This is a genomic window from Streptomyces sp. NPDC000345 (genome assembly GCF_042898825.1).
In the GTDB taxonomy this organism is placed as follows: domain Bacteria; phylum Actinomycetota; class Actinomycetes; order Streptomycetales; family Streptomycetaceae; genus Streptomyces.
On record NZ_JBIAZE010000001.1, the window covers coordinates 256032 to 280145 of the forward strand.

Consider the following 24114-nt stretch of genomic DNA (forward strand, 5'->3'; position numbering starts at 1 on the left):
CGCCCGCCGTGCGGAAAGGAAGCGCAGGTCAGCGGATATGGTGCGGTCCGTCACACCCGTCCGCCGTACGGTGCCGGGCGTTCACTCCACCACGTGGCGTCCCTCGGGCCGGGCGCTGCACGACGCCCGGAACGCGCAGTGCGTGCAGTGCTGGCCGGCGGTGGGGGTGAACCGCTCGTCCAGGACCTTGCCGGCCGCCGTGGCGAGCAGTTCGCCGACCCACTCCCCCTCCAGCGGCTGCTGGGCCTGCACCTTGGGCAGCGTCTCGCCGCCGTCCCGCTTGGCGGCCCCCTGGCGCAGCTGGACGAGTTCGGCGCCGCCCGGTTCGGGGCGTACGCCGCCGAAGGCCTCGTCGACGGCGCCCTCGCGGACGGCGAGCTGGTAGACGGCGAGCTGGGGGTGGCGCTCGACCTCGCGCGCGGTCGGCGCCTGCTTGCCGGTCTTGAAGTCGACGACGTAGGCGCGGCCCTCGCCGTCCGCCTCGACGCGGTCCATCTGGCCGCGGATGCGCACCTCGTAGTCGCCCGCCTCGAGGGTGACGTCGAAGTCGTGCTCGCTGGTGACGGGCGTGCGCCCCGTGCGGTCCATCACGTGCCACCGGAGGAAGCGTTCGAGCGCCACGCGTGCGTGCTCCTTCTCCTGCTCCGACTTCCAGGGCGCGTCGAAGGCGAGCGCGTTCCACACGGAGTCGAGGCGCTCCATGAGGACGTCGAGGTCGGCCGGGGTGTGCCCGGAGGCGACCTCGTCGGCGAGGACGTGCACGACGTTGCCGAAGCCCTGGGCGACGGTGGCGGGCGCGTCGGCCTTCACCTCACGGCCCAGGAACCACTGCAGGGCGCAGGTGTTGGCGAGCTGGTCGAGGGCGCTGCCGGAGAGCACGACGGGCTGGTCGCGGTCGCGCAGCGGCATCTTGCTCTCGGTCGGCTCGAACATGCCCCACCAGCGGTAGGGGTGCGCGGACGGCACCAGCGGCCGGCCCTCCTCGTCGGCGAGCGCGGCAAGGCGCGCCAGGCGGCGGGCGGCGGCCTCACGGAGGGGGGCGGAGGCGCGCGGGTCGACCGTGGTGGCGCGCAGTTCGGCGACGAGCGCGGCGACCGACAGGGGGCGGCGCGGGCGGCCGGTGACGTCCTTGGGTTCGGCGCCGAGTTCGGTGAGGAAGCGGGAAGGCTGGTCGCCGTCGTCGGCGGGCGCCTTCACGGCCGTGACGACGAGGCGGTCCCGCGCGCGCGTGGCGGCCACGTAGAACAGGCGGCGCTCCTCGGCGAGCAGCGCGCCCGGGGTGAGCGGTTCGGCGAGTCCGTCGCGGCCGATGCGGTCGGCCTCCAGGAGGGAGCCGCGACGGCGCAGGTCCGGCCACAGGCCTTCCTGGACGCCGGCGACGACGACCAGGCTCCATTCCAAACCCTTGGCGCGGTGGGCGGTCATCAGGCGCACGGCGTCGGGGCGTACGGCGCGGCGGGTGAGGGTGTCGGCCGCTATGTCCTCGGCCTCGATCTCGGCCAGGAAGTTCAGGGCGCCGCGGCCGCCGGTACGCTCCTCCGCGCGCGCGGCGGTGGCGAACAGCGCGCAGACGGCGTCCAGGTCGCGGTCGGCGTTGCGGCCGGCCGCGCCGCCGCGCCGGGCGGCCCGCTCCAGCCGCGTGGGCCAGGGGGTGCCCTCCCAGAGGTCCCACAGGGCCTCCTCGGCCGTACCGCCGCGGGCGAGGCGCTCCCGGGCCGTGGCGAGCAGCGCGCCGAGGCGCTGGGCGCCGCGCGCGTACACCGGGTCGTGGGTGACCAGCCGCTCGGGTTCGGCCAGGGCGCGCGCGAGCAGTTCGTCCGAGGGCGGCGGCAGCGGGTTGCCCGCGGCGCGCTCCTCCTCCCGCAGGGCGCGGCCCAGACGGCGCAGGTCGGCGGCGTCCATGCCGCCGAGCGGGGAGGCGAGGAGGGAGAGCGCGGTTTCGGTGTCGAGCCAGCAGGGGCCCGGCCCGTCGTTCCGGGTCCCCCCGTCGTCGGGCCCCGTCGCCTCGACCGGGGTCCCCTCCCCGCCGGGCCCCGCCGTCTCGGCCGGGGCACCCTGACCGCCGGACTGCCCCGCTTCGGCCGGCGTCCCCTCACCATCGGGCTGCCCTACCGCCTCCGCCGGGCTCTCCTCGTGCTCGGGCTCCTCCGGCCGACCCGGTGCCTCGGCCGCGGTGTCCTCGGTACGGGGTCCCTCGGGCTGCCCCGCCGCCTCCGCCGTCGCCACCGCGCGCAGGGCCGTCAGCAGAGGGGCCACCGCGGGTTCGTGGCGCAGGGGCAGGTCGTCGCCGTCGATGTCGAGGGGGACGCCGGCGGCCGTGAGGGCGCGGCGGACCGTGGGGATCGTGCGGGAGCCGGCGCGGACCAGGACGGCCATCTCGCCCCAGGGCACACCGTCCTCCAGGTGGGCCCGGCGCAGGATGTCGGCGACGTTGTCCAGCTCGGTGCCGGGTGTCGGGTACGTGTAGACCTCGACGTGGCCGCCCTCGCGCGCGGGGGCGAGTTCGCGGTGGGCGCGGACCTTCTCCGCCGGGAGGCGGGTCAGGGGCATGCGCTGGGTCAGCAGCCGGGTGGCGGCGAGCAGAGCGGCGCCGGAGCGGCGTGAGGTGCGCAGGACCTCGACGGGGGCCGGGCTGCCGTCGAGGCGCGGGAAGGCCTGCGGGAAGTCCAGGATGCCGTTCACGTCGGCGCCCCGGAAGGTGTAGATCGACTGGTCGGGGTCGCCGAAGGCGACGAGGGTGCGGCCGCCGCCGGCGAGGGCGTGCAGCAGCCGTACCTGCGCCGGGTCGGTGTCCTGGTACTCGTCGACGTACACGGCGTCGTACTGCGCGGCGAGCCGCTCGGCGGTCTGGCGACGGTGGGCGAGCAGGACCGCGCGGTGGACGAGTTCGGCGTAGTCGATCACGCCGTGCAGGTCGAGGACGTCCAGGTACTCGGCGAGGAAGGCGGCCGCGGCACGCCAGTCGGGGCGGCCGATGCGGGCGGCGAAGGCGTCCAGGGCCTCGGGGCCGAGGCCGAGTTCCCGGCTGCGGGCGAGCACCGCGCGGACCTCGTCGGCGAAGCCGCGCGTGGTGAGGCAGGCACGCAGCTCGTCGGGCCAGCGCACGTGCGCCAGGCCGAGCCGCTGCAGGTCGAGCTGGCCGGCGAGCAGCTCGCGGACGGCCACGTCCTGCTCGGGGCCGGACAGCAGCCGCAGCGGTTCCATGAACAGATCGCTGTCCTGGTGGGCGCGGACCAGGGCGTAGCAGTACGAGTGGAAGGTGGTCGCCTGGGGAGCTCGGGCGGCGCCCATGCGCAGGGCCATCCGGTCGCGCAGCTCCACGGCAGCCTTGCGGCTGAAGGTCAGCACCAGCACGCGCGCGGGGTCGCCGCCGCGGGCGATCCAGGCCGCGACGGATTCCACGAGCGTGGTGGTCTTGCCGGTGCCGGGGCCGGCGAGCACGAGCAGCGGCCCGCCGGCGTGGTCAACCACGGAACGCTGTGCGGCGTCCAGACGAGGGGGATCCATCCGGGCCGGCGGGGTACGTACCAGTCGGTAAGCGCCACGGTTCCCCTGTCGCCCCTGGGGGTGCGACAGGCGCCTGGTGGAGGAAGAGGAGCTCACGTGGTTCGCCGGTCCTGGTGGGTGTGCTGGGTGATCGAGGGCCGCCTTCTCCGCCCTGCGCCCCTCGAACGTACGCCATGGCACCGACGTGCCCGGTTCACCGGTTTTCCCCCGTACGGGCCACAGGGTCCCCTCCGGCACGTCGGATGGCGGAAGCTGTCAGGTGTGACCTTCCGCGCGTTCGCCGCCGTCCCAGCGCGCCCGCCTCATGTCGAGGCGGGGCAGGTGGCCCTCGGCGGCCCTGCTCGCCTCCTTCAGGGGCGTGCCCTCGGCGCGGTAGTGACCGAGCGCCCGCAGCTCGTGCCCCGGCAGCAGCGCCCCGTCGGCGCGCACCACACGCCACCACGGCACGGCGCCGCCGTAGAGGGCCATCACCCGGCCGACCTGGCGGGGGCCGCCCTCCTCGAGCCACTCGGCGACGTCCCCGTACGTCATGACCCGCCCGGGCGGGATCAGCTCCGCGACCTCGAGGACCCGCTCGGCGTACTCCGGCAGCGCGTCCGGGTGCTCCCGGCGGGCCTCGTCGTCCGGGTGGGCGTCGTCCGGGATGCTCTGCTCGCTCATCCGCCCCATCCTGCCCCACCTCACCGACAGCGCGACCGTCCGGTGACCGTGCGTGACCCTCGCTCCCGGGTGGTGCTTCGGGCAGACTGTGCGCCCCGCATTTGCACCCTGATGCCCCCGTGTGTCGGTGGAGCATGCCACCATCGTGCGGGCGGTGACCGGTGATACGAGATCAAGAAGAGACGATGAAGCAGCAGGGTGTGCATCCCGAGGACGCGGAGGGCACCTCTGACGCTGCGTCGCGCCCGGACGGCCCGGACAGTCCCGACGGCCGGGGCGGGACCCCGGACGAGGCGCGCGACGAGGCGCGGGAGGAGGTGCACATCGACGAGGTCGAGGGCGACGAACCGCTGCTCCCCGCGCGCGTGCACCGCCCGTCCGACCTCATGCGGCTGCTGGTGGGCGTGCTCGCGGTCATCGTGCTGCTGGGCATCGCCGCCTTCGCACACGGGACGACGTCGGGCCTCGAACAGGACATCAACAAGGGCACGGGACAGGCGCCCGATCTGCTCATCAAGATCGCGGGGCTGGCGTCCAGCATCGCGATCCTGCTGGTGCCGGTCGCCTTCGCGATCGAGCGGCTGATCAAGCGCGACGGGCTGCGGATCGCCGACGGTGTGCTCGCCGCCGTCCTCGCGCACGGTGTGACACTCGCCACCGACCTGTGGGTCGCCAAGGCCGCCCCGGACTCGATCCAGGAGGCCCTCACCCAGCCCTCCCCCGGTGACATCCACGCCCTCACCGACCCGGTGCACGGCTATCTCGCGCCCGTGATCGCGTACATGACGGCCGTCGGCATGTCGCGTCGGCCGCGCTGGCGCGCGGTGCTGTGGATCGTGCTGCTCCTCGACGCGTTCTCGATGCTGGTCACCGGGTACACCACGCCGTTCTCGATCATTCTGACGGTGCTGATCGGCTGGACCGTGGCGTACGGCACGCTGTACGCGGTCGGCTCGCCGAACGTGCGCCCCACGGGACGGACGCTGATGGCGGGCCTGCGCCACGTCGGCTTCCACCCGGTGAGCGCGGCCCGCGAGGAGGCGCCGGACACGTCGGAGACCGGCGACCGCGGCCGGCGCTACTTCGTCACCCTGGAGGACGGCCCGCCGCTGGACGTCACCGTGGTCGACCGGGAGCAGCAGGCACAGGGCTTCTTCTATCGCGCGTGGCGCAATCTGACCCTGCGCGGCTTCGCCACCCGCAGCAGCCTTCAGTCGCTGCGCCAGGCACTCGAGCAGGAGGCGCTGCTCGCCTACGCGGCGATCGCGGCGGGTGCCAACGCGCCCAAGCTGATCGCCACCTCCGAGCTCGGACCCGACGCCGTGATGCTCGTCTACGAGCACACCGGCGGGCACACACTCGACTCACTGGCGGACGAGGAGATCACGGACGGGCTGCTGCGGGACACCTGGGACCAGGTGCGCGCGCTGCAGTCCCGCCGCATCGCGCACCGCAGGCTGGTGGGCGACGCGATCTTGGTGGATCGTTCCGGCACGGTGATCCTCACCGATCTTCGTGTGGGCGAGATCGCGGCCGGCGATCTGCTGCTGCGCATGGACATCTCCCAGCTGCTCGTGACCCTGGGTCTGAGAGTGGGCGGCGAGCGCGCGGTTGCCTCGGCCGTGAGCGTGCTCGGCCCGGACGCGGTGGCGGACTGTCTGCCGATGCTGCAGCCCATCGCGCTCAGCCGCTCCACGCGCGCGACGCTGCGCAGACTGGCCCGGGAGCGGGCCCAGCGCGAGCGCGAGGCGGTCCTCGAGGCGTCCCGGCAGGCCAAGGAGGCCCGCCTGGAGGCCGGGCAGGAGGCGGAGCCGGTTTCCGGGAAGGCCGAGAAGAAGGCCGTACGCGCGCAGGCGCGGGCCGAGAAGCGGGCCATCGACGAGGCCGTGGAGGAGGCGCGCGAGGAGGACTTGCTGACGCAGATCCGGCACGAGGTGCTGCGGATCAGGCCCCAGGCCCCGGTCGAGCCCGCCCGGCTGGAGCGGGTACGGCCGCGCACCCTGATCAGCTTCATCGCCGGTGCGATCGGCGCCTACTTCCTGCTGACGCAGCTCACCCACATCGAGTTCGGCCCGCTCATCGCCAACGCGGAGTGGGGCTGGGTCGCCGCGGCCGTGCTGTTCTCCGCGCTCAGCTATGTCGCCGCGGCGATGAGCCTGCTGGGGTTCGTGCCGGAGCGGGTGCCGTTCCTGCGGACCGTGGCCGCGCAGGTCGCCGGGTCCTTCGTGAAGATCGTGGCCCCTGCCGCAGTCGGCGGGGTCGCGCTCAACACGCGCTTCCTGCAGCGTTCGGGCGTGCGTCCCGGGCTCGCGGTGGCGAGCGTCGGCGCGTCGCAGCTGTTCGGGCTCGGCTGCCACATTCTGATGCTGCTGTCCTTCGGCTATCTGACCGGCACCGAGAAGACCCCGTCGTTGTCGCCGTCCCGCACGGTCATCGCGGGCCTGCTCACCGTGGCGGTGCTCGTGCTGGTCGTGACGTCGGTGCCGTTCCTGAGGAAGTTCGTCTCCACGCGCGTGCGGTCACTGTTCGCGGGCGTCGTGCCGCGCATGCTGGACGTACTGCAGCGGCCGCAGAAGCTGGTCACCGGCATCGGCGGCATGCTGCTGCTGACCTTCTGCTTCGTGATGTGCCTGGACGCGTCGATCCGCGCGTTCGGCACGGACTCGACCTCGATCAGCATCGCCAGCGTCGCCGTCGTCTTCCTCGCCGGCAACGCGCTCGGCTCCGCCGCCCCCACCCCGGGCGGTGTCGGCGCCGTCGAGGCGACCCTGACGGTCGGTCTGATCGCGGTCGGCCTGCCGAAGGAAGTGGCCGCTCCCGCGGTGCTGCTCTTCCGCCTGCTCACGCTGTGGCTTCCGGTGCTGCCCGGCTGGCTGGCCTTCAACCAGCTGACCCGCAAGGGCGCCCTCTAGACCTCCGGCCCGCAGCGGGGCCCTCTGGAAGGGTGCGGAGGCGGTACCTCGTACGGCCCGCGCCCCGCGCGCCCGGGCGGGCACGCCCCCACGATGGGACCATGCCGAACCCCGCCCGGCTGCGCGCCGCCGCCCTGACCGCGACCGCCCTTCTGCTGGCCCCTGTCCTGGCCGGCTGTGCCGACGAAACCGGGGACGAGGACCTGACGGAGCAGAAGCTCAGCTGGAAGGACTGCCCGGCCCCGTCCCGGTCCGAGGGCGGCGGCAACGCCCCGTCCCCGCTGCCGGGCGGCGACCGGTGGCAGTGCGCCACCCTGAAGGTGCCCCGGGACTGGGCCGAGCCGAAGGGCGACACCATCAAGATCGCGCTGATCCGCGCCGAGGCCGACGGCGACGCGAGCCGGCGGATCGGCTCGCTCGTCTTCAACTTCGGCGGACCAGGCGGGTCGGGCGTCAGCGCGCTGCCCGCCTTCGGCGAGGACTACGCGACCCTGCGCGCCCGGTACGACGTGGTGAGCTTCGACCCGCGCGGGGTCGGCCGCAGCGCCGGTGTGACCTGCGAGAACGACCAGCAGCTCGACGCGTACTTCCAGCAGGACATGACGCCCGACGACGCAGCCGAGCGCAGCACCCTCCTGGACAACACCGAGGAGTTCAACGCGTCCTGCGAGGAGCACTCCGGGAGGATGCTGCCGCATGTGCGCACCACCGACGCGGCCCGCGACATGGATCTGATGCGCCAGGTCCTCGGCGACACGAAACTGCACTACTTCGGCATCTCCTACGGCACCGAACTGGGCGGCGTCTACGCCCACCTGTTCCCGCGGCACGTGGGGCGCGCCGTCTTCGACGCGGTCGTCGACCCCACGCAGACACCCGAGCAGGGAGCCCTCGGACAGGCCAGGGGCTTCCAGCTCGCGCTCGACAACTTCGCCGAGGACTGCACCTCCAAGGCCGAGGAGTGTCCCGTCGGCGACAGCGCGCAGGACGTGAAGGACCGGATCGCGGCGCTGCTGAGGAGACTCGACAGCAAGCCGATCCCGGGCGTCTTCCCGCGATCCCTCACCCAGAGCGCCGCCACCAACGGCATCGCGCAGGCGCTGTACTCGAAGGAGTTCTGGGAGTACCTCACAGAGGGCCTGGAACAGGCCTACGACGGGGACGGCAGGATCCTGATGCTGCTGTCCGACTCCCTGAACGGCCGCAGCTCCAACGGCGAGTACAGCAACATCGCCGCCGCCAACGCCGCCGTCAACTGCTCCGACGACAGACCCCGGTACTCCGCCGACCACGTGGAGGCGAGGCTGCCGGAGTTCCGCGCGGCCTCGCCCCTGTTCGGGGACTTCATCGCCTGGTCCATGATCAGCTGCACCGACTGGGCCGTGCCGGGCGCCGCAGACCACCCGGACGTCGGCGCGCCCGGCTCGGCGCCCATCCTCGTCGTGGGCAACACCGGCGACCCGGCGACCCCGTACGAGGGGGCGCGCAGGATGGTGGACGCGCTGGGCGAGGGCGTCGGCGTGGAGCTGACCTACCGAGGTCAGGGGCACGGCGCCTACGGCAGCAAGAACAAGTGCGTGCAGGCGGCCGTGGACGGCTACCTGCTGGACGGCAAGGTGCCTGCCGCCGGAACCGTGTGCACCTGACCCGCCACCCCTGAATCCCGGAAAACCCGCAGGTCACACAGTTATCCACAGGCTCCGACGGGCCGGCGGCAGTCCGCCTACCATGGCCTGACAGCCGTTCCGCCACCCGGCACGGACGGCCGGCGAGGGGGGAAGTGCACATGACGCGGTTCCTACGGTGGACAGCACTGGGCGCCGCCGCCGCGCTGCTTGCGGCGGGCTGCAGCGGCGGCCCGTCGGGCAGGGGCAGCGACGGCAAGGGGAGGGCAGCCGCCGCCCCCCGGCCCTCGGCCCGTTCCTCGGGCACGGCCACCGCGCCCGCCCCGCCCGCCTCGCTCACCGGACAGAAGCTGGACTGGGGGCGCTGCGAGGCCGACGCGGACTCCGACGCCCCGGGCAGCGCGTGGCAGTGCGCCACCATGAAGGTGCCGCTGGACTGGTCGAAGCCGGACGGCGACACCATCGGTCTCGCGCTGATCCGCACCAGGTCCCGAGGCAGCGGCGCCCAGCGCGTCGGCTCGCTGCTGTTCAACTTCGGCGGCCCCGGCGGCTCGGGCGTGTCGACGCTCCCGCCGTACGCCGCCACGTTCTCCGCACTGCGCGAGCGCTACGACCTGGTCAGCTGGGACCCGCGCGGGGTGGGCGGCAGCGAGGGCATCCGCTGTCGCAGCGACAGGGACATCCAGGCCGCCGAGTCCGTCGACGTCACACCGGACACCCGGGCCGAGGAGCAGGCGTACCTCCAGGACGCCACCGACTTCGGCGAGGGCTGCCGGAAGGCGGCGGGCACGCTGCTGGCGCACGTCTCGACCACCGACACCGCGCGCGACATGGACCTGATGCGCCAGGTCCTCGGCGACACGAAACTGCACTACTTCGGCATCTCCTACGGCACCGAACTGGGCGGCGTCTACGCCCACCTGTTCCCCAGGAACGTGGGGCGGCTGATCCTCGACGCGGTGGTCGACCCGACCGCCGACGCGGTGGGCCACGCAGAGAACCAGGCGAGGGGTTTTCAGCGGGCCCTCGACAACTACCTGAAGTCGACGGGCCAGGACCCGGAGCGGGGCAGCGCGAAGATCGCGGACTTCCTGGACCGGCTCGACAGCCGACCGCTGCCGACCTCCGGCGGACGGAAGCTGAACCAGACGCTGGCCGTCACCGGCATCGTCCTGCCGCTGTACAGCGAGCAGAGCTGGCCGGCCCTCACCAGCGCCCTGGAGTCGGCGGAGGCCGGTGACGGCTCCGAGCTGCTGGCGCTGGCCGACGCCTACAACGACCGGGACCCCTCGGGGAGCTACGGCACGACGACCCACGCGCAACGCGTCATATCGTGCTTGGACGACAAGCAGCGGCCGACCGCCGAGGAGACGAGGGAGCGGCTGCCGCGGTTCGAGAGGATCTCGCCCGTCTTCGGCGACTTCCTGGGCTGGGACACGGCCGGCTGGTGCCACGACTGGCCGGTGGCCGGGCAGTACGACACCCCGGAGGTGAGCGCCGTGGGTGCGGCGCCGATCCTGCTGGTCGGCAACACCGGGGACCCGGCGACGCCGTACGAGGGGGCCCGGAAGATGGCGGACGAACTCGGCAAGGGTGTCGGTGTGCTGCTCACCTGGAAGGGCGAGGGACACGGTGCCTACGGCAGTGGGAGCGACTGCGTCGACTCGGCGGTGGACGCGTACCTGCTCAAGGGGACGGTGCCGAAGGACGGCAAGGTCTGCTCATGACGGCGGGGCCCGTGGGCGCTTGTGGCGCCCGCGGACCCCGCCGATCAAAGAGGCAGGTCGGGTCAGTAGACCGGCTTGCTCGGCTCGATCTGGTTGACCCAGCCGATGACGCCGCCGCCGACGTGCACGGCGTCCGAGAAGCCCGCGGACTTCAGCACGGCGAGGACTTCCGCACTGCGGACACCCGTCTTGCAGTGCAAGACGATCTTCTTGTCCTGCGGCAGGCCCTCCAGAGCGGTGCCCAGGAGGAACTCGTTCTTCGGGATCAGCCTGGCGCCCGGGATGGAGACGATCTCGTACTCGTTCGGCTCGCGGACGTCGATGATCTCGATGTTCTCGCCGTCGTCGATCCACTCCTTGAGCTGCTTGGGAGTGATCGTCGAGCCGGCGGCCGCCTGCTGGGCCTCCTCGGAGACGACGCCGCAGAAGGCCTCGTAGTCGATGAGCTCGGTGACGGTCGGGTTCTCGCCGCAGACCGCGCAGTCGGGGTCCTTGCGGACCTTGACCTGGCGGTACTGCATCTCCAGGGCGTCGTAGATCATCAGACGGCCGACCAGGGGCTCACCGGTGCCGGTGAGGACCTTGATCGCCTCGGTGACCTGGATGGAGCCGATGGACGCGCACAGCACGCCCAGGACGCCGCCTTCGGCGCAGGAGGGGACCATGCCCGGCGGCGGGGGCTCCGGGTAGAGGCAGCGGTAGCAGGGGCCGTGCTCGGACCAGAACACGGAGGCCTGGCCGTCGAAGCGGTAGATCGAGCCCCACACGTACGGCTTGTTCAGCAGCACGCACGCGTCGTTGACCAGGTACCGGGTCGCGAAGTTGTCCGTGCCGTCGACGATCAGGTCGTACTGGCTGAAGATGTCCATCACGTTCTCGGCTTCGAGCCGTTCCTCGTGAAGGATCACGTTCACGTACGGGTTGATGCCCTTGACGGAGTCACGCGCGGACTCGGCCTTGGAGCGGCCGATGTCGGCCTGGCTGTGGATGATCTGGCGCTGCAGGTTCGACTCGTCGACCTCGTCGAACTCCACGATGCCGAGCGTGCCGACGCCCGCCGCGGCCAGGTACATCAGCGCCGGCGAGCCCAGCCCGCCGGCGCCCACACAGAGCACCTTGGCGTTCTTCAGCCGCTTCTGCCCGTCCATCCCCACATCGGGGATGATCAGGTGGCGGGAGTACCGGCGAACCTCGTCTACGGTGAGCTCAGAGGCTGGCTCGACCAGGGGTGGCAACGACACGGGGACTCCGTTGGTCGGTCGATCACTACAGTTGTTCTCCGTGTAACAGTGCCATGGGCTTCTTCATTCCGAGACACCTGTTCCGATCCGCGAGACGATTTCGTCCCAGTAGCCGGGCATGGTCTCCCAGGGGTCGTCCAGGCCGCCGCGGTCGCCCCGGTCGGTGAACCAGATGGTCGCCGCGCCCTGCCAGCGGGCGATGCGCAGCGCCTCGTCGAGGTGGCCTCGGGGCACACCGTGCACCAAGTGGCAGAACCGCTCGGGCGGATGGTCGGCGGTCCACTCGGCCACCTGCGACCAGCGGTAGTCCGTCCAGGGCCCGGAAAAGGTGATCAGCTGGTCCGCGTGCTCGGCGTAACCGTGGTGCGGATGGATGCCGTGCCCGAGGACGATGTGGGGCGAGTCACGCAGGGTGCGGAGCGTGGCGACCGCACGGCGGACCTCCGGGAGTCCGGCGCGCCCGCTCGGGCAGCGGTCCAGGAGGAAGCCGTCGACCTGGTACCAGTCGAGGAACCGCTGCGCGTCGGAGACGAGCTCGGCGAGGGCGCGCGCCCCGTGGGCGGTGTCGAGGCGGCCGAGGACGCGGACCCCCGCGTTGCGCAGCCGGCCGGCCTCCTGGAGGCAGTGCGGGTCGGGGCGGACGCCCGGGCCGTCGGCGACGTCGAGGACGACCCAGTGCAGGAGGGAGCCGGTGCGGGCGAGGTCGCCCCACTCGGCCGGCGCGAGGAGGGGGTGGGCGATGCCGGGCACGCCGAGGCCGGTGCGCAGGTCGGTGCTTCCGGCGCTCGCGGTGCCCGCCGGAGTGCCCGTCAGATACGACACGCGGCCTCCATCCAGATGTCGGCGAGGGATTCCTCCAGATTGATCCGGGGCCGCCAGCCGAGCCGGTCGCGGGCGGTGCGCACGTCGGCCTGCTGCCAGCTGCCGCAGCCGTCCGGGTACGGGTACGCGACCGGGGCCGCGTGATCGGAGTCGGGGCGCGGGTGTCCGATGGACGGGCGCAGGTGGGGGCCGGGCGGGCCGTCGAGTTCGTGGAGGGCGCCGCCGTATCCGGCCACGCGCGCGAGGATCGCGGCGGCGTCGCGCAGCCGGACGGCGCGGCCCGAGCCGATGTTGATGACGCCCTGCGCGGCGGAGAGGGACGCGGCGTGCACGGCGCGGGCGACGTCACGGACGTCGACGAAGTCGCGCTGGACGCCGAGACCGCCGAGTTTGAGCTCGCCGTCGCCGGACTGCATGGCGCGGCGCATGGCCTCGGCGAGGCGCCCCAGCGGGGATCCCGCCGGGGTGCCCGGACCGGCCGGGGAGAAGACCCGGAGCACGACCGCGTCCAGGCCGGAGCCGAGGACCAGTTCGGTGGCGGCGAGTTTGCTGACGCCGTACGGGCCCCCGGGGCGGGGGACGGCGTCCTCGGCGGTGGAGGAGCCGGGCTGGCTCGGGCCGTACTCGGCGCCGCAGCCGATCTGCACCAGACGGGCACCGCAGCCGCTGCGGCGCAGGGCCTCGCAGACGGTGGCGACGGCGACGGTGTTGTGCCGGGTCAGTTCGCGGGCGCCGCCGCGGGTGGCGCCCGCGCAGTTGACGACGACCTGGGGGTGGACCGCGTCGAGGAACCGGGTGAGTGCGCCGGGGCTGCCGGACGCGAGGTCGAAGCGGACATCGGCGTCGTCGCCGCGGCCGAGCGCGGTGAGCTGGACGGCCGGGTCGGCGAGCAGACGGTCGGCGACGAAGCGGCCGAGGTAGCCGTTGGCTCCGATCAGCAGGACCCTCATCGTGCGGCCCCCTTGGTGTGTGCTTCGGCTGTCAGGGCGGCACGGGTTCCGGTCGTCCCGTGTGCTGCGGCTGCTCCTGTGACCGCGGGGGCTCCTGCGACCGCGGGTGCCCCGGTGGCTCCGGTCGCTCCGGATCGGGAGGTGGTCATCTGGTCTCTCCTTCGAGGGTGGTGCTGTTGCCTGCGGTTGGGTGGAGGAGCGCGTGCGTCGTGCGGTCCGCGCACGGTGGGGGTTGCGCTGCGCGCGGTGGTCGGGGGGTGGTGGAGGCCGGCCGCTGCCGGCGAAGGCGTCCGCTGCCCGCGGAGGCGCATCCGCGCCGCCGGCCCGCTCCCGTCGCCAGGAGGCCCGTTCACGCGGGCCAGGCCAGGCCGACCACGCGGAGCCACCAGCACCTCCACGCCGCCCAGGCCGGACCGGCGACACGGAGACGCCAGGACATCCACATGGCCCAGGCCAGGCCGACCACGCGGAGCCACCGACAGCTCCACGCCGCCCAGGCCGGACCGGCCACGCGGAGACGCCGGCACATTCACGCCGCCCAGGCCGGACCGGCCGCGTGGAGGCACCGCCGCGCAAGCCAAGCCGGGCGGGCCGCGTGGAGGCACCTCCGCGCAAGGCAAGCCGGGCGGGCCGCGCGGAAACTCCCTCGCGCCGCCCAGCCATCGCCGACCGCACGAGAGCGGCTACGCGCCGGCAAGACCGGGCCGACCTCGCGGAAGCGCCAGCGCCCCGGCCACACCGGGCCGACCTGGCGAGAGCGCCTGCGCGTCGGCCGGGCCGGACCTGCCGCACGGAGGCGCCTTCGCGCAGGCCAGGCCAAGCCGGCCTCGCGGCGCCCCGGGCGCCGCGCAGCGGCCGTCGGGCGTCGGCTGGGCGTTCAGCTCCCGCGCATGGCCCTGCCTTCGCCGACGACTCGAAAGCGGCCACGCACCAATAGGACCGGGGCGCCCCCGCGCAAGGACCTGGGCACCGGCCGCACCTGGCGGAACCCGCAGCAGCGCCCACGCACCACCCAAGCCAGGTCAGCCCCGCGGCAGCCCCTACACACCAGCCACACCTGGCCCACCCCGCAGCAGCGCCCACGCACCACCCAAGCCAGGTCAGCCCCGCGGCAGCCCCTACACACCAGCCACACCTGGCCCAACCCGCGGCAGCGCCCACGCACCACCCAAGCCAGGTCGGCCCCGCGACAGCGCCCACGCATCGGCCGCACCGGGCCGACCCCGTGGAAGTCGCCTCGCGCCTCGCTCGGTCCGCCCCAGGCAGGGGGCTTTGCCTCGTCCGCGGCGTCGGGGTTCCTCGGGCGGCGTCGTGCCTCGGGGAGCCCGGGTCGGAGGGTGGGGCGGAGGCGCGGGGGTGTCGCGCCGGGTGCGGGCCCGTGGTCGGGGGGCGGGCAGCCCCGGGCGGTGAGGCCGGCCTTGTCGGCTCGCCGGAGGCCGGGCGGGTCAGCACGGCTGGGCCGTTCGTGCGTGGGCCGAGGCTCGGGTCAGGGTGCGGGTGGAGTGGACGAGGAGGGCCAGAGCGGCGGCTCCGCAGAGCAGGGCCGGGACGCTCGCCGGGCCCCAGGTCGTGACGAGGGTCTCGACGGGGGCGGACAGGAACGCGCACCCGGGGAGACGTCCCGCGAAGACCGTGGCCACGGCGAGCGCCTCGGCGGTACCGGCGGCGCCGAGGACGACCGCCGGGGCATGGGTGAATCCGTGCACCGTGAGGAGGCGGGCGAGGAAGAGGAGCGCGCCCAGGGTGAGGGTGGGGGCGGGGACGGCCGGTTCGTCGAGGACCAGGGCGCAGAGGGCGGACAGGGTGCCGAGCGCGCACAGGAAGAGGGCGACCAAGCCGAGCAGCAGCGGCTGTACGGATGCGGTGAACTCCTCCAGGCCGCGGCTGGCGTCGAGCCGGCGACGGGCACGGGTGGCGAGGAGGTGCGCGCACCAGGCGGCGGGGACGCAGGCCAGGGTGAGGGTGAGCAGCGGCGCGGCGGTGAAGGGTAAGGGGCCGTCCGGTGCCCCGGTGGGCAGCCCGTCCGGGCCTCCTGCGACGGCGGCCTCCAGGAGGCCGTCGCCGAGGGCGGCGTAGGCGACGAGCCAGCAGGTCCAGGCACGGGTCCGGGCCCGGCCGGGCCGGGGGCCGCCGCGAGGGCCGAGCGGGCCTCGGCGGAGGACCGCGCGCAGGGCGAGGGCCACCGCGAGGACGCCGACGGCGGCGACGAGGAGGCGGGTCCGCCCCTGGGTGAGCCGCAGGCCGGTCACCGCCGCGGCGCACAGGGCGCCCGGAAGCAGGGTGAGCAGGACCCGGTCCGGACGGGGGCGCGGGAGGGTGGCGGGCGCGGGGCGCGGGGCTGTGTCGTCGCCGCGGGGGATTCGGGCGTACATCTCCTCGGCCAGGGAGAAGACGTCCCGGTGGCGGAAGCGGACGGCGGTGCGGTCGGTGACGCCGTGGGCCTCGAGGCCCGCCGCGATCTCCAGCGGGTCCACGGCCCGTTCGCACAGCTCGCGGTGCCGGTGCATCAGCGCCTTCACGGGGTCTCCGGTGCCCCGCCGGGGCGCGGACGACGGGCGCGCCCCGGCGGCCACGCCCCCGGCGCGCTCCCCCACGGCCCACTCCTGCGACCGCTCGTCCCAGCCCTCTCCGCTCTCCGGGGCCCCCGGCCGGTCCAGTTCTCCGAGGCCGCTCATCGCGCGCCTCCGGGGAGGGGAGCGGGGGCGACGGGCGAGGTGCCCCGGGCCGCCGTCCCGCGCACGGGCGGTCCGGCCGTCCAGCCCGGTCCGCGCGGGGTGGTGGATCGTGCGCCCAGGTCCGTCCAGCGTCCTGGCAGCCTGGCCTCGGCGGGGAGGGCGAAGGGCCGGGGGTCGCCCGCGTCGTCGAGGGCGGCTGCGCGGGCCGGGCACTGGGAGACGATCTCCAGGTAAATGCCGTGAAATGCCTGGACGTTCTGCTCGACCGTGAACAGTTCCAGCGCGCGGGCGCGGGCTGCCGCGCCCAGGCGCGCACGGCGCTCGGGGTCGCGCAGCAACGCACCGCACGCCTCCGCGAGCGCCCGCGGATTGCGCGGCGGGACGACGAGTCCGGTGCCGCCGATGACCTCGACCACGGCGCCGACGTCCGTGGACACGGTCGCCCGGCCGCAGAACATCGCCTCGACCAGCCCGACCGGGAACCCCTCGACGACGCTGGACAGGACGACGACGGCGCCCGCGGTGTACGCCTCGGCGAGGCCGGGCACCTCCGGGCCGCCGATCTCCTCGAAGGACACCGGGTTGTCGCCGACGGAGTGCGGCCCCTCCGCCTCGTCGGGGAAGAGCTGCGCGGCCAGCATCCCGCAGTGCCCGAGGTACGCCTGCCCCTCGGGGCCGGCGGGCGCGCCGATGATCCGCAGGCGGGCTCTGGGCTCCTCCCTGCGGACCTGGGCGAAGGCGTGCAGCAGGGACACCAGGTCCTTCGCCGGTTCCACCCGGCCGACCCAGACCAGCGTGTGCGGGTCGGCGGTGTCCGGGGCGTCGCCCACATCCGCGAAGCGCGCGGCGTCCATGCCCGGGTAGACCGTGCGCACCTTGGCGCGGTCGGCGCCGCAGCGCTCCTGCCAGCGGCGGGCGTGTGCGTTGCCGGGCGTGACACGGGCGGCCTGCCGGTAGACCTCGGCGGCGAGGAGGCCGTGGAAGGCGGCGAGCAGGGCGCGTACGGCGGGGGCGTTCTCCGCGGAGGACGCCTCGGGCGTCCCGGAGTGCAGATAGTGCGTGCGCAGCCGCACCCCGTACTCCGTGACCAGCAGCGGTACGTCGAAGAAGTGCCGCGCGAGCAGCCCGGGCAGGGCGGCCACCCCGCCGGAGGCGGCGTGGCACAGGTCCACGGCGCCGAGCGTGTCCCCGTCGCCGGCGTCGTCCTCGTACCAGCCGAGCGAGAGGGGGCGCAGCGCGCGTTCCAGGTGGCCGGCCACGGCCAGCAGTTCGGGTACGCGCGCCTCGCGCGCCGCACGCAGTGCGCCGGGCGCGCGGCAGGCGTGCTCGAGAGCGCGCGCGGCGCCCTCGGAGCGGAGCGCTCCCACCAGCCCGCCCTCGTCGCGGGCGAGGTCGGCGAGACCGTAGAGCGCGTTGGCGAAACGGTCCGCCTGAGCGGAGGAGCCCTCGCAGACGGCGGTCACCAGCTCGCCGTAGCACTCGGTGAAGCGCCGGCGCGCACGCCGCCCGTACCCGGCCCCGTCGTCCTCGGCCGTCCACAGCGGCGCCGTCCGCACCCGTCTGACCTGCGGCGGAAGCGCGACGCAGCCCGACGCGTCCTGATGGGGTGCGCCGCTGAGCGCGTAGAGGTCGAACTCGTGCTGCCCGAGCCCGCGCACGAGCCGGTCGCACCAGAGTCCGGTGTCTCCGCCCACATACGGATAGCCACCCTCTGTCAGCAGTCCGATGCGCACGCACGCACCCCCGATCTCCCGTTTGGGGAGCCGCCGTTGACCCGGCGGCTCGCAGCGGGAAGAACGTATGCGGACAAGGCGGTGGCGCGACGGACGGTTGTCCATCGCACCACCAAAAGGGGTGAACGGTCGTAACTTTCCCGTGCGGGCCGCGTTCGACCGCGCTAAGAGTTCATTTGACCGCGAAACGTTACGCCGCTCTCCTCAGGTGCAGGGCCGGCTCCCGTCGCTCCGCCCGCCGACGGGCCGCGGCCCGGTCGCCGGCCCGGCGCACGACGGCGAGGTCGTGGGCGACGAAGACCAGGGCGAGTCCGCGTTCGCGCCGCTTCGCGCCGCCTTTGACGATCCGCCGGCCGTCGAGGGCGGGGGCGAGGCCGCCGAGGGCCGGTCGGCACCCCGGCGGGCGAGCAAGAAGCCGGGCCAGGGCCTCACGTCGTGGGTCGTGTCGGAGCGGCGGTGAGCCGTTTCGTCAACTCTTGGGATAGGGCCAGGGGTTGGGCAGACAGTGGATCCCGTCGTGGTCGAGGAATTTCGTCTGCTGCTGCATGACGGGCGCGAGCGCGCCGTCCTTCTCGCAGTTCACGTGGTGGTGGCCGAGCCGGTGGCCGACCTCGTGGTTGATCAGCATCTGCCGGTACGCGTAGATCTCGTCGCCGTAGGTCTTGGATCCCTGCGCCCATCGGTACGCGTTGATCATGACGCGTTCGGTGGCGGCGGAGTCGCAGGAGACGTTGTCGACGGTGGTGTCCAGGCCCGACTTGGCGCACCAGGTGGCGGTGGTGCCGGGACTGGCGAGCGTGATGACGAAGTCCGGCTCGCCCGAGTGGATCCGCTCGAAGGTGCGCGCCCCGCCGTGCGCCCAGCTGCGGTCGTCGTTCAGCGTCTTCTGCACGGCTTCGGCGAAGAGCGCGCCGTCGAGCCCGAGCCCCTGTTCCACGTCCACCCGGTAGGTGTACTTCTGCCCCTTGCCGGGCGCCTTGTCGATGCCGGGGATCGCGTCGAACTTCCCGGAGCCCTCGAGCTTGGCGCCGAGCTGGTACTTGGCGCCCATCTTCTGCGCGTACGTCAGCGTCACGGCGGCCTGGGACGGGGAGACGGACGGGCCCGGCGCGGCGGGCTCCAGGGCGCCGCCGGCCTGCCCGGCGGCCGACTGCGACCGGGGACGGTCGTCGTCGCGCGCGTCGGTCACCTGACCGGCCACCACGACGGCCAGCACGGTCGTGACCGCGGCGGCGGCGATACCGGTGAAGGTCCGCCCCCTGGCGCCCTTGAGGTCCACGGGCACGCCGGTGGGCGGCGCGCCGTCGTCGCCGTCGACGTCGACGCCGGCCGCGTCCGTGCGCCCGGCCGCTCCGGGGCCGGTCACGGAGGAGCGGCTCCCGGCCGTGGCCGCGAACGGGCCGGACGCGCGCGTGGGCGAGAACGGCCGCCCCGCGCGCGTGAAGACGTCCGCGTCCTCGTCCGGTCCGAAGGCGTCGAGGTACTCCTGACGCGGGCCCTGTCGCGGGCTCTGCCGCGGCTCCTGCGGGGGCATGGGCCGCTGACGCGGTATCACCGGCTGCCCGGGACCGGTCTGACGGCCTCTCACTTCGCCCCAGCCGCCTCCGGCCTCCCGCTGCTCGGGGTGGCCGCCGCGGACCCGCGGGAAGCCGTGGGCGGGCGTCCCGTCGGGGTGCCGGGAGTCCCCCGGGCCGGAAGTCCCGCCGGGGAGCCTGGGGAAGCCGTACGGGGGCGTCCCGTCGGGGAGGCGGGATGTTCCGCGCGCGCCGTCGGGGTGAGGCGAGGAGGCACCCGAGGAGGCGGAGGAAACACCCGAAGTGTCGGAGGAGGCACCCGAGGAGGTGCCGGAGGTACCGGAGGAACGCTTGGGCGCGCTCTTGGGCGCCGGTCCACGCCGGCTGTGGCGTCCCACGTCCGCCTCAGCCCTTCGGGGTCACGTCGGCGGTCTCTGCGAGCAGCTCCCGGACCGCTCTGGCCACCGTGTCCGGGTACTCCATCATCGCCACGTGCCCGGCGTCCGGCAGCGTGAGCAGGCGGGAGTCGCGGAAGGCCCGGGCGGCGCGCCGGGCCATGCGGAAGCCGACGAGCTGGTCGCGGCCGCCGTAGACCAGGAGGGTGGGCGCGAGGACGCGCTCGGCCTGGCGCCACAGCCCGTGCTGGCCGCCCAGGGTGTAGGCGTTGAGCAGCCCGCGCGTGGAGCGCGTCATCGCGTCCCAGAAGTACGGCAGCTGCAGCCGCCGCTCCAGTTCCTGCACCGCGTACCGGAACGCCTCGGGACTGACGCGGCCGGGATCGCCGTAGCACAGGCCGAGGACGCCTCTGACGCGCTGCTCGGCCGTCCACTCCCGGGTGAGCCGGCTGAAGAGCGCGGCCACGCCGGGCAGCCCGACCAGCCCCGTGGGGACCGCGCTGCGCTGCACCCGCAGCTCCGGCAGCGCGGGCGAGACCAGGGTCAGGGTGCGCACGAGGTCGGGGCGCACGGCGGCGACGCGCGTGGACACCGCGCCGCCCAGGGAGTTGCCGAAGAGGTGGACCGGGCCGCGGTCCGTCGCGTCGAGGTAGCGGATCACGGCACGCGCGTGTGCCGTGACGGAGTAGTCGCCGTCGTCCGGCGGCGGGGAGTCGCCGAAGCCGGGGAGGTCGAGCGCCTCGCTCGCCAGGGTCCCGTCGAGCAGTGCCATCAGGGCGGACCAGTTCTGCGAGGAACCGCCGAGGCCGTGCACGAACAGAGCGGGTTCGAGCCCCTCGCGCGCGGGCGGCCTGGACCGGATCGTCAGGGTGACGCCCGGCAGACCGACCGACCGCAGCCGCTCACCCTCCGCGACCCTGACGGCGGCCACCTTCGGCAGCACACTGGTGGGCGGCACGGACGGCAGCTCGGTCGAAGACATGCGGGCAATGTTACGAGACGATCACGTGCGGCCATGTGTGTTCGGCGTCACAGGAGAGGGGCGGGGCGGGTGCCGATACCGGCGCGATTCGTGGGCACATCGCATAGCGTCCGAAACGGGTGTCTCCTAGGCTCGTATCGAGGGCACCCGCTTGTGGCCCCCGTGTGTTCCGGGGGCGTTCGTAGGAAGGGAGCCCGTCATGGCCGTTGACCCCACCGACCCCGAGACGTTCGCCGAAGAGGACGACGACTTCGGGGAGATCGACGTAGAGGCGCCGGAGAACGACGCCGCCGAGCAGTACGCGGATGTCACCCCGGAGCGCGACGACCCGCTGGAGGGCGTGGACCCCGCCCGGGCGAACGAGGCGGATCTCGTCGAACAGGCGCGCGTCGTCTCCCTGGACGAGGACGACTATCGCTGACCTCGGGAGGGTGCGCTGAACAGGAGCGGGGCCGCATTTTGCCCGGACTACCCCGCTTCGAAACCATCTGTACCGCTTTTGTGATCGTCCGGTCCGTGAAATTCTGCGCTCGCACCGCGCGCCACACGGTTACCCAAAAGTACGATGGCGGCGCGGCGCACACCGCATGAGGACGACTTTGGGAGGCGGCGTGACAGCCATCGAGCAGACAGAGGCGGCACGCCCGCGAGGCACGCGCCTGCCGCGCCGTGCCCGACGGAACCAGCTGCTGGGCGCCGCCCAGGAAGTCTTCGTGGCGCAGGGCTACCACGCCGCGGCCATGGACGACATCGCCGAGCGGGCCGGTGTCAGCAAGCCGGTGCTCTACCAGCACTTCCCGGGCAAGCTCGACCTCTATCTCGCGCTGCTGGACCAGCACTGCGAGTCGCTGATCCAGGCCGTACGGAGCGCGCTGGCGTCGACGACGGACAACAAGCAGCGCGTCCGCGCGACGATGGACGCCTACTTCGCGTACGTCGAGGACGACGGCGGGGCCTTCCGTCTGGTCTTCGAGTCGGACCTGACGAACGAGCCCGCGGTGCGCGAGCGCGTCGACAAGGTCACCAACGAGTGCGCCGAGGCGATCTGCGACGTCATCGCCGAGGACACGGGCCTCTCGCGCGCGGAGTCGATGCTGCTGGCCTCGGGTCTGGGCGGTCTGGCGCAGGTGGTGGCCCGCTCCTGGCTGCACAGCGACCGCAGCGTCCCGCGCGACCAGGCCGTGCAGCTGCTGGCCTCGCTGGCCTGGCGGGGCATCGCCGGTTTCCCGCTGCACGGCACCGATCAGCACTGACCACGGCGCCACCGCTCGTTTGTTCCCGCCCGGTGTTCGCTCGTGGCGTGGACGGCCGGGCCGTGCACATCCCCTCACCGGGCTAATGTGTGCAGCGTACGGCGCGGACGCCCGCGCACCCCATGACCGTCGGAGGGACATAGCCGTGGAGGTCAAGATCGGCGTGCAGCACGCGCCCCGCGAGATCGTTCTGGAGAGCGGTCAGACGCCCGAGGAGGTCGAGCGCGTGGTGGCCGATGCCCTGGCCGGCAAGTCGCAGCTGCTCAGCCTCGTGGACCAGCACGGCCGCAAGGTCCTGGTTCCGGCCGACCGCCTGGCCTACGTCGAGCTGGGCGAGCCCGCCCCGCGCAAGGTGGGCTTCGGCGCGCTGTAAGGCACACGCAACGACGGAAGGGGCCCGGCGGTCGTCATGACCGCCGGGCCCCTTCTCCGTGCGCCGCGCGCACGTGTTCCCGGACGGAGCACGGGCGGTCCCCTCAGGAGGATTGCATTCCGCAGGTCACGGGTATGACGGGCTACGACCTCGGTGCACAGCCCGCCGTACGGGAGGGACCTACATGATCTTGGAAGCGCTCGGCTCCGCTGTGCTCGGTCTCGCGCTCGCCTGGGCGGCGCTGCAGCGCCTGTCCCACCGCCTGCCGGTCCGCACCCTCGTCTTCGCGACGGGCGTCGCCGGAGCCCTGTTCGGTGACTTCGTCACCCACAGCGCGCTGGGCCCCGGCATCCCCCTGCTGAGCCTGATCGGCGCGGCGGTCGTCTCCGCCGCCTCGCTCTCCCTGCTGCTGCGCCCCGCCGCGAGACTCCGCCGGCGCTCGGCCCCGGCGTAGGAAGCCCGGCGCCGAGAACCTGTCCGGCCGCTCGCGGCGAGGACGCGTGCGGTTCTAGGCCGCCAGCCCCAGGGCCGCCATCCGCTTGGTGTGGGCCTCGGTGATGCGGGAGAACATCCGACCGACCTCGGCGAGGTCGAAGCCGTCCGCGACACCGCCCACGAGCATCGTCGACAGCGCGTCCCGGTCGGCGACCACCCGCTGGGACTGGGACAGGGCCTCACCCATCAGCCGCCGCGCCCACAGCGCGAGCCGTCCGCCCACGCGCGGGTCGGCGTCGATCGCCGCACGGACCCGGTCCACGGCGAAGCCGGCGTGGCCGGTGTCGTCGAGCACGGCGAGCACCAGGGCGCGGGTGTCCGTGTCCAGGCGGACCGCGACCTCGCGGTAGAAGTCACTGGCGATCGAGTCGCCGACGTAGGCCTTGACCAGGCCCTCCAGCCAGTCCGAGGGCGCCGTCTGCTTGTGGAAGCCGTCGAGGGCGGCGACGAACGGCTCCATCGCGGAGGTCGGCCCCTCGCCGATCTCGGTGAGCCGGTCGCGCAGCCGCTCGAAGTGGTGGAACTCGGCCGACGCCATCTTCGCCAGCTCCGCCTTGTCCTCCAGCGTGGGCGCCAGCTTGGCGTCCTCCGCGAGCCGCTCGAACGCGGCCAGCTCGCCGTACGCCAGGGCGCCGAGCAGGTCCACGACCGCGGCCCGGTACTGCGGATCGGCGGAGGCCCGCGCCCAGTCCTGGGCGGCGATGCCGGTGGCGGCGGACTCGGCGGGCGCGGTGGACGCGGGGGATTCGGCAGGCTCGTCGGACGCGTTGTCAGGCTTGTCAGAGGTGGTCATGCAGCGCACAATAGCCCGCTCGCCGCAGGGTGGAAGTCCCTGGTCAATCAGTGTGACCACGACGACGCGGCCGACCGCGTCCGACGGTGTGACAACCACAACGTGACCGAATCGGCCATCGCGTGTGCACGATTCCGGGGTATGGTGGTAATGCGCCTGCCGAGTATTCGACGGGCCGCACGAATGAGGATGCCCGGTCGGTGGCCCGATCGGCTCCGACCCGACAGCCCTCATGGTGCGTACGGCACATTGCGTACGGCATCCGGAGGGAACCCCTCAGCGGTTCGAGCGCTAGAGCGTCGGCAGAGGTCCCGTGCCATACGGCTTGCCGCAAGCGGTTTGCCCGTAAGGCAGCCGACGTCCCCGGCACGGTCCGTCAAAGACCCCCGCGCTCGCCTCGCACCGCGCACACAGAAGAGGCAGCACCCTGACTACGACGTTCCGAGAGCTCGGAATC

General features: G+C 73.6%; 18 protein-coding genes. 8 read left to right on the plus strand and 10 right to left on the minus strand.

The window, feature by feature from the left end; genetic code table 11:
- Positions 1 to 81 precede the first annotated feature (81 nt).
- Together ACFY30_RS01205 and ACFY30_RS01210 are read right to left on the minus strand one after the other, a co-directional pair.
- Positions 82 to 3603 carry an ATP-dependent helicase gene (locus ACFY30_RS01205; protein ID WP_390843117.1) on the minus strand — a complete coding sequence of 1174 codons (3522 nt, stop codon included), beginning with the start codon at positions 3601 to 3603 and terminating at the stop codon, positions 82 to 84.
- Between the two features lie 159 nt (positions 3604 to 3762).
- On the minus strand, positions 3763 to 4167 hold the full coding sequence (locus tag ACFY30_RS01210) for an MGMT family protein (protein WP_390843118.1): 405 nt from the start codon (positions 4165 to 4167) through the stop codon (positions 3763 to 3765).
- Positions 4168 to 4352: 185 nt separating this feature from the next.
- Between ACFY30_RS01210 and ACFY30_RS01215 the strand changes: the two genes are divergently transcribed.
- From ACFY30_RS01215 to ACFY30_RS01225, 3 genes are all read left to right on the plus strand, one after another.
- Entirely contained in the window at positions 4353 to 7079 is a 2727-nt protein-coding gene (locus tag ACFY30_RS01215; protein ID WP_390843119.1) for a lysylphosphatidylglycerol synthase domain-containing protein, read from the plus strand.
- A 101-nt stretch (positions 7080 to 7180) separates the two neighbouring features.
- Positions 7181 to 8725, plus strand: a complete 1545-nt coding sequence (locus ACFY30_RS01220) for an alpha/beta hydrolase (RefSeq protein WP_390843120.1) — start codon at positions 7181 to 7183, stop codon at positions 8723 to 8725.
- 140 nt (positions 8726 to 8865) lie between these two features.
- The gene (locus ACFY30_RS01225; protein ID WP_390843121.1) at positions 8866 to 10431 is read left to right on the plus strand and encodes an alpha/beta hydrolase; all 1566 of its coding nucleotides are present in this window, start codon (positions 8866 to 8868) and stop codon (positions 10429 to 10431) included.
- Between the two features lie 62 nt (positions 10432 to 10493).
- Here the strand turns inward: ACFY30_RS01225 and moeZ are convergent, their stop codons facing one another.
- The 5 genes from moeZ to ACFY30_RS01250 form a co-directional block, all read right to left on the minus strand.
- Positions 10494 to 11672, minus strand: a complete 1179-nt coding sequence (moeZ, locus tag ACFY30_RS01230; RefSeq protein WP_390661166.1) for an adenylyltransferase/sulfurtransferase MoeZ — start codon at positions 11670 to 11672, stop codon at positions 10494 to 10496.
- A 63-nt stretch (positions 11673 to 11735) separates the two neighbouring features.
- Positions 11736 to 12494, minus strand: a complete 759-nt coding sequence (locus ACFY30_RS01235; RefSeq protein WP_390843122.1) for a spherulation-specific family 4 protein — start codon at positions 12492 to 12494, stop codon at positions 11736 to 11738.
- Positions 12482 to 13444 (minus strand): NAD-dependent epimerase/dehydratase family protein, encoded by a 963-nt coding sequence (locus ACFY30_RS01240; RefSeq protein ID WP_390661168.1) that lies wholly within the window; start codon positions 13442 to 13444, stop codon positions 12482 to 12484. The genes ACFY30_RS01235 and ACFY30_RS01240 overlap by 13 nt, the downstream gene beginning before the upstream one ends.
- Positions 13445 to 14889: 1445 nt before the next feature.
- Positions 14890 to 16119 carry a hypothetical protein gene (locus ACFY30_RS01245; protein ID WP_390843123.1) on the minus strand — a complete coding sequence of 410 codons (1230 nt, stop codon included), beginning with the start codon at positions 16117 to 16119 and terminating at the stop codon, positions 14890 to 14892.
- Positions 16116 to 17852 carry a DUF3492 domain-containing protein gene (locus ACFY30_RS01250; protein ID WP_390843124.1) on the minus strand — a complete coding sequence of 579 codons (1737 nt, stop codon included), beginning with the start codon at positions 17850 to 17852 and terminating at the stop codon, positions 16116 to 16118. Before ACFY30_RS01250 ends, ACFY30_RS01245 begins: the two co-directional genes overlap by 4 nt.
- A gap of 286 nt (positions 17853 to 18138) precedes the next feature.
- Between ACFY30_RS01250 and ACFY30_RS01255 the strand changes: the two genes are divergently transcribed.
- Complete coding sequence (locus ACFY30_RS01255) at positions 18139 to 18312, plus strand: hypothetical protein (RefSeq protein WP_390843125.1); 174 nt, start codon at positions 18139 to 18141, stop codon at positions 18310 to 18312.
- 9 nt (positions 18313 to 18321) lie between these two features.
- Here the strand turns inward: ACFY30_RS01255 and ACFY30_RS01260 are convergent, their stop codons facing one another.
- Together ACFY30_RS01260 and ACFY30_RS01265 are read right to left on the minus strand one after the other, a co-directional pair.
- Positions 18322 to 19386, minus strand: coding sequence for a DUF3152 domain-containing protein (locus ACFY30_RS01260; RefSeq protein ID WP_390843126.1), 1065 nt, complete (start codon positions 19384 to 19386; stop codon positions 18322 to 18324).
- A gap of 385 nt (positions 19387 to 19771) precedes the next feature.
- On the minus strand, positions 19772 to 20743 hold the full coding sequence (locus ACFY30_RS01265; RefSeq protein WP_390843127.1) for an alpha/beta fold hydrolase: 972 nt from the start codon (positions 20741 to 20743) through the stop codon (positions 19772 to 19774).
- A gap of 199 nt (positions 20744 to 20942) precedes the next feature.
- On the opposite strand from ACFY30_RS01265, the gene ACFY30_RS01270 reads away from it, so the two are divergent.
- From ACFY30_RS01270 to ACFY30_RS01285, 4 genes are all read left to right on the plus strand, one after another.
- On the plus strand, positions 20943 to 21164 hold the full coding sequence (locus tag ACFY30_RS01270; RefSeq protein WP_390661173.1) for a hypothetical protein: 222 nt from the start codon (positions 20943 to 20945) through the stop codon (positions 21162 to 21164).
- Positions 21165 to 21354: 190 nt separating this feature from the next.
- Complete coding sequence (locus ACFY30_RS01275; RefSeq protein WP_385061927.1) at positions 21355 to 21996, plus strand: TetR/AcrR family transcriptional regulator; 642 nt, start codon at positions 21355 to 21357, stop codon at positions 21994 to 21996.
- Between the two features lie 145 nt (positions 21997 to 22141).
- On the plus strand, positions 22142 to 22369 hold the full coding sequence (locus ACFY30_RS01280) for a DUF3107 domain-containing protein (RefSeq protein ID WP_067248221.1): 228 nt from the start codon (positions 22142 to 22144) through the stop codon (positions 22367 to 22369).
- Between the two features lie 184 nt (positions 22370 to 22553).
- Positions 22554 to 22823, plus strand: coding sequence for a hypothetical protein (locus tag ACFY30_RS01285; protein ID WP_390661174.1), 270 nt, complete (start codon positions 22554 to 22556; stop codon positions 22821 to 22823).
- Between the two features lie 54 nt (positions 22824 to 22877).
- Here ACFY30_RS01285 and ACFY30_RS01290 read toward each other — a convergent pair whose 3' ends face one another.
- Complete coding sequence (locus tag ACFY30_RS01290) at positions 22878 to 23657, minus strand: ferritin-like fold-containing protein (protein ID WP_390843128.1); 780 nt, start codon at positions 23655 to 23657, stop codon at positions 22878 to 22880.
- Positions 23658 to 24114: the final 457 nt, after the last annotated feature.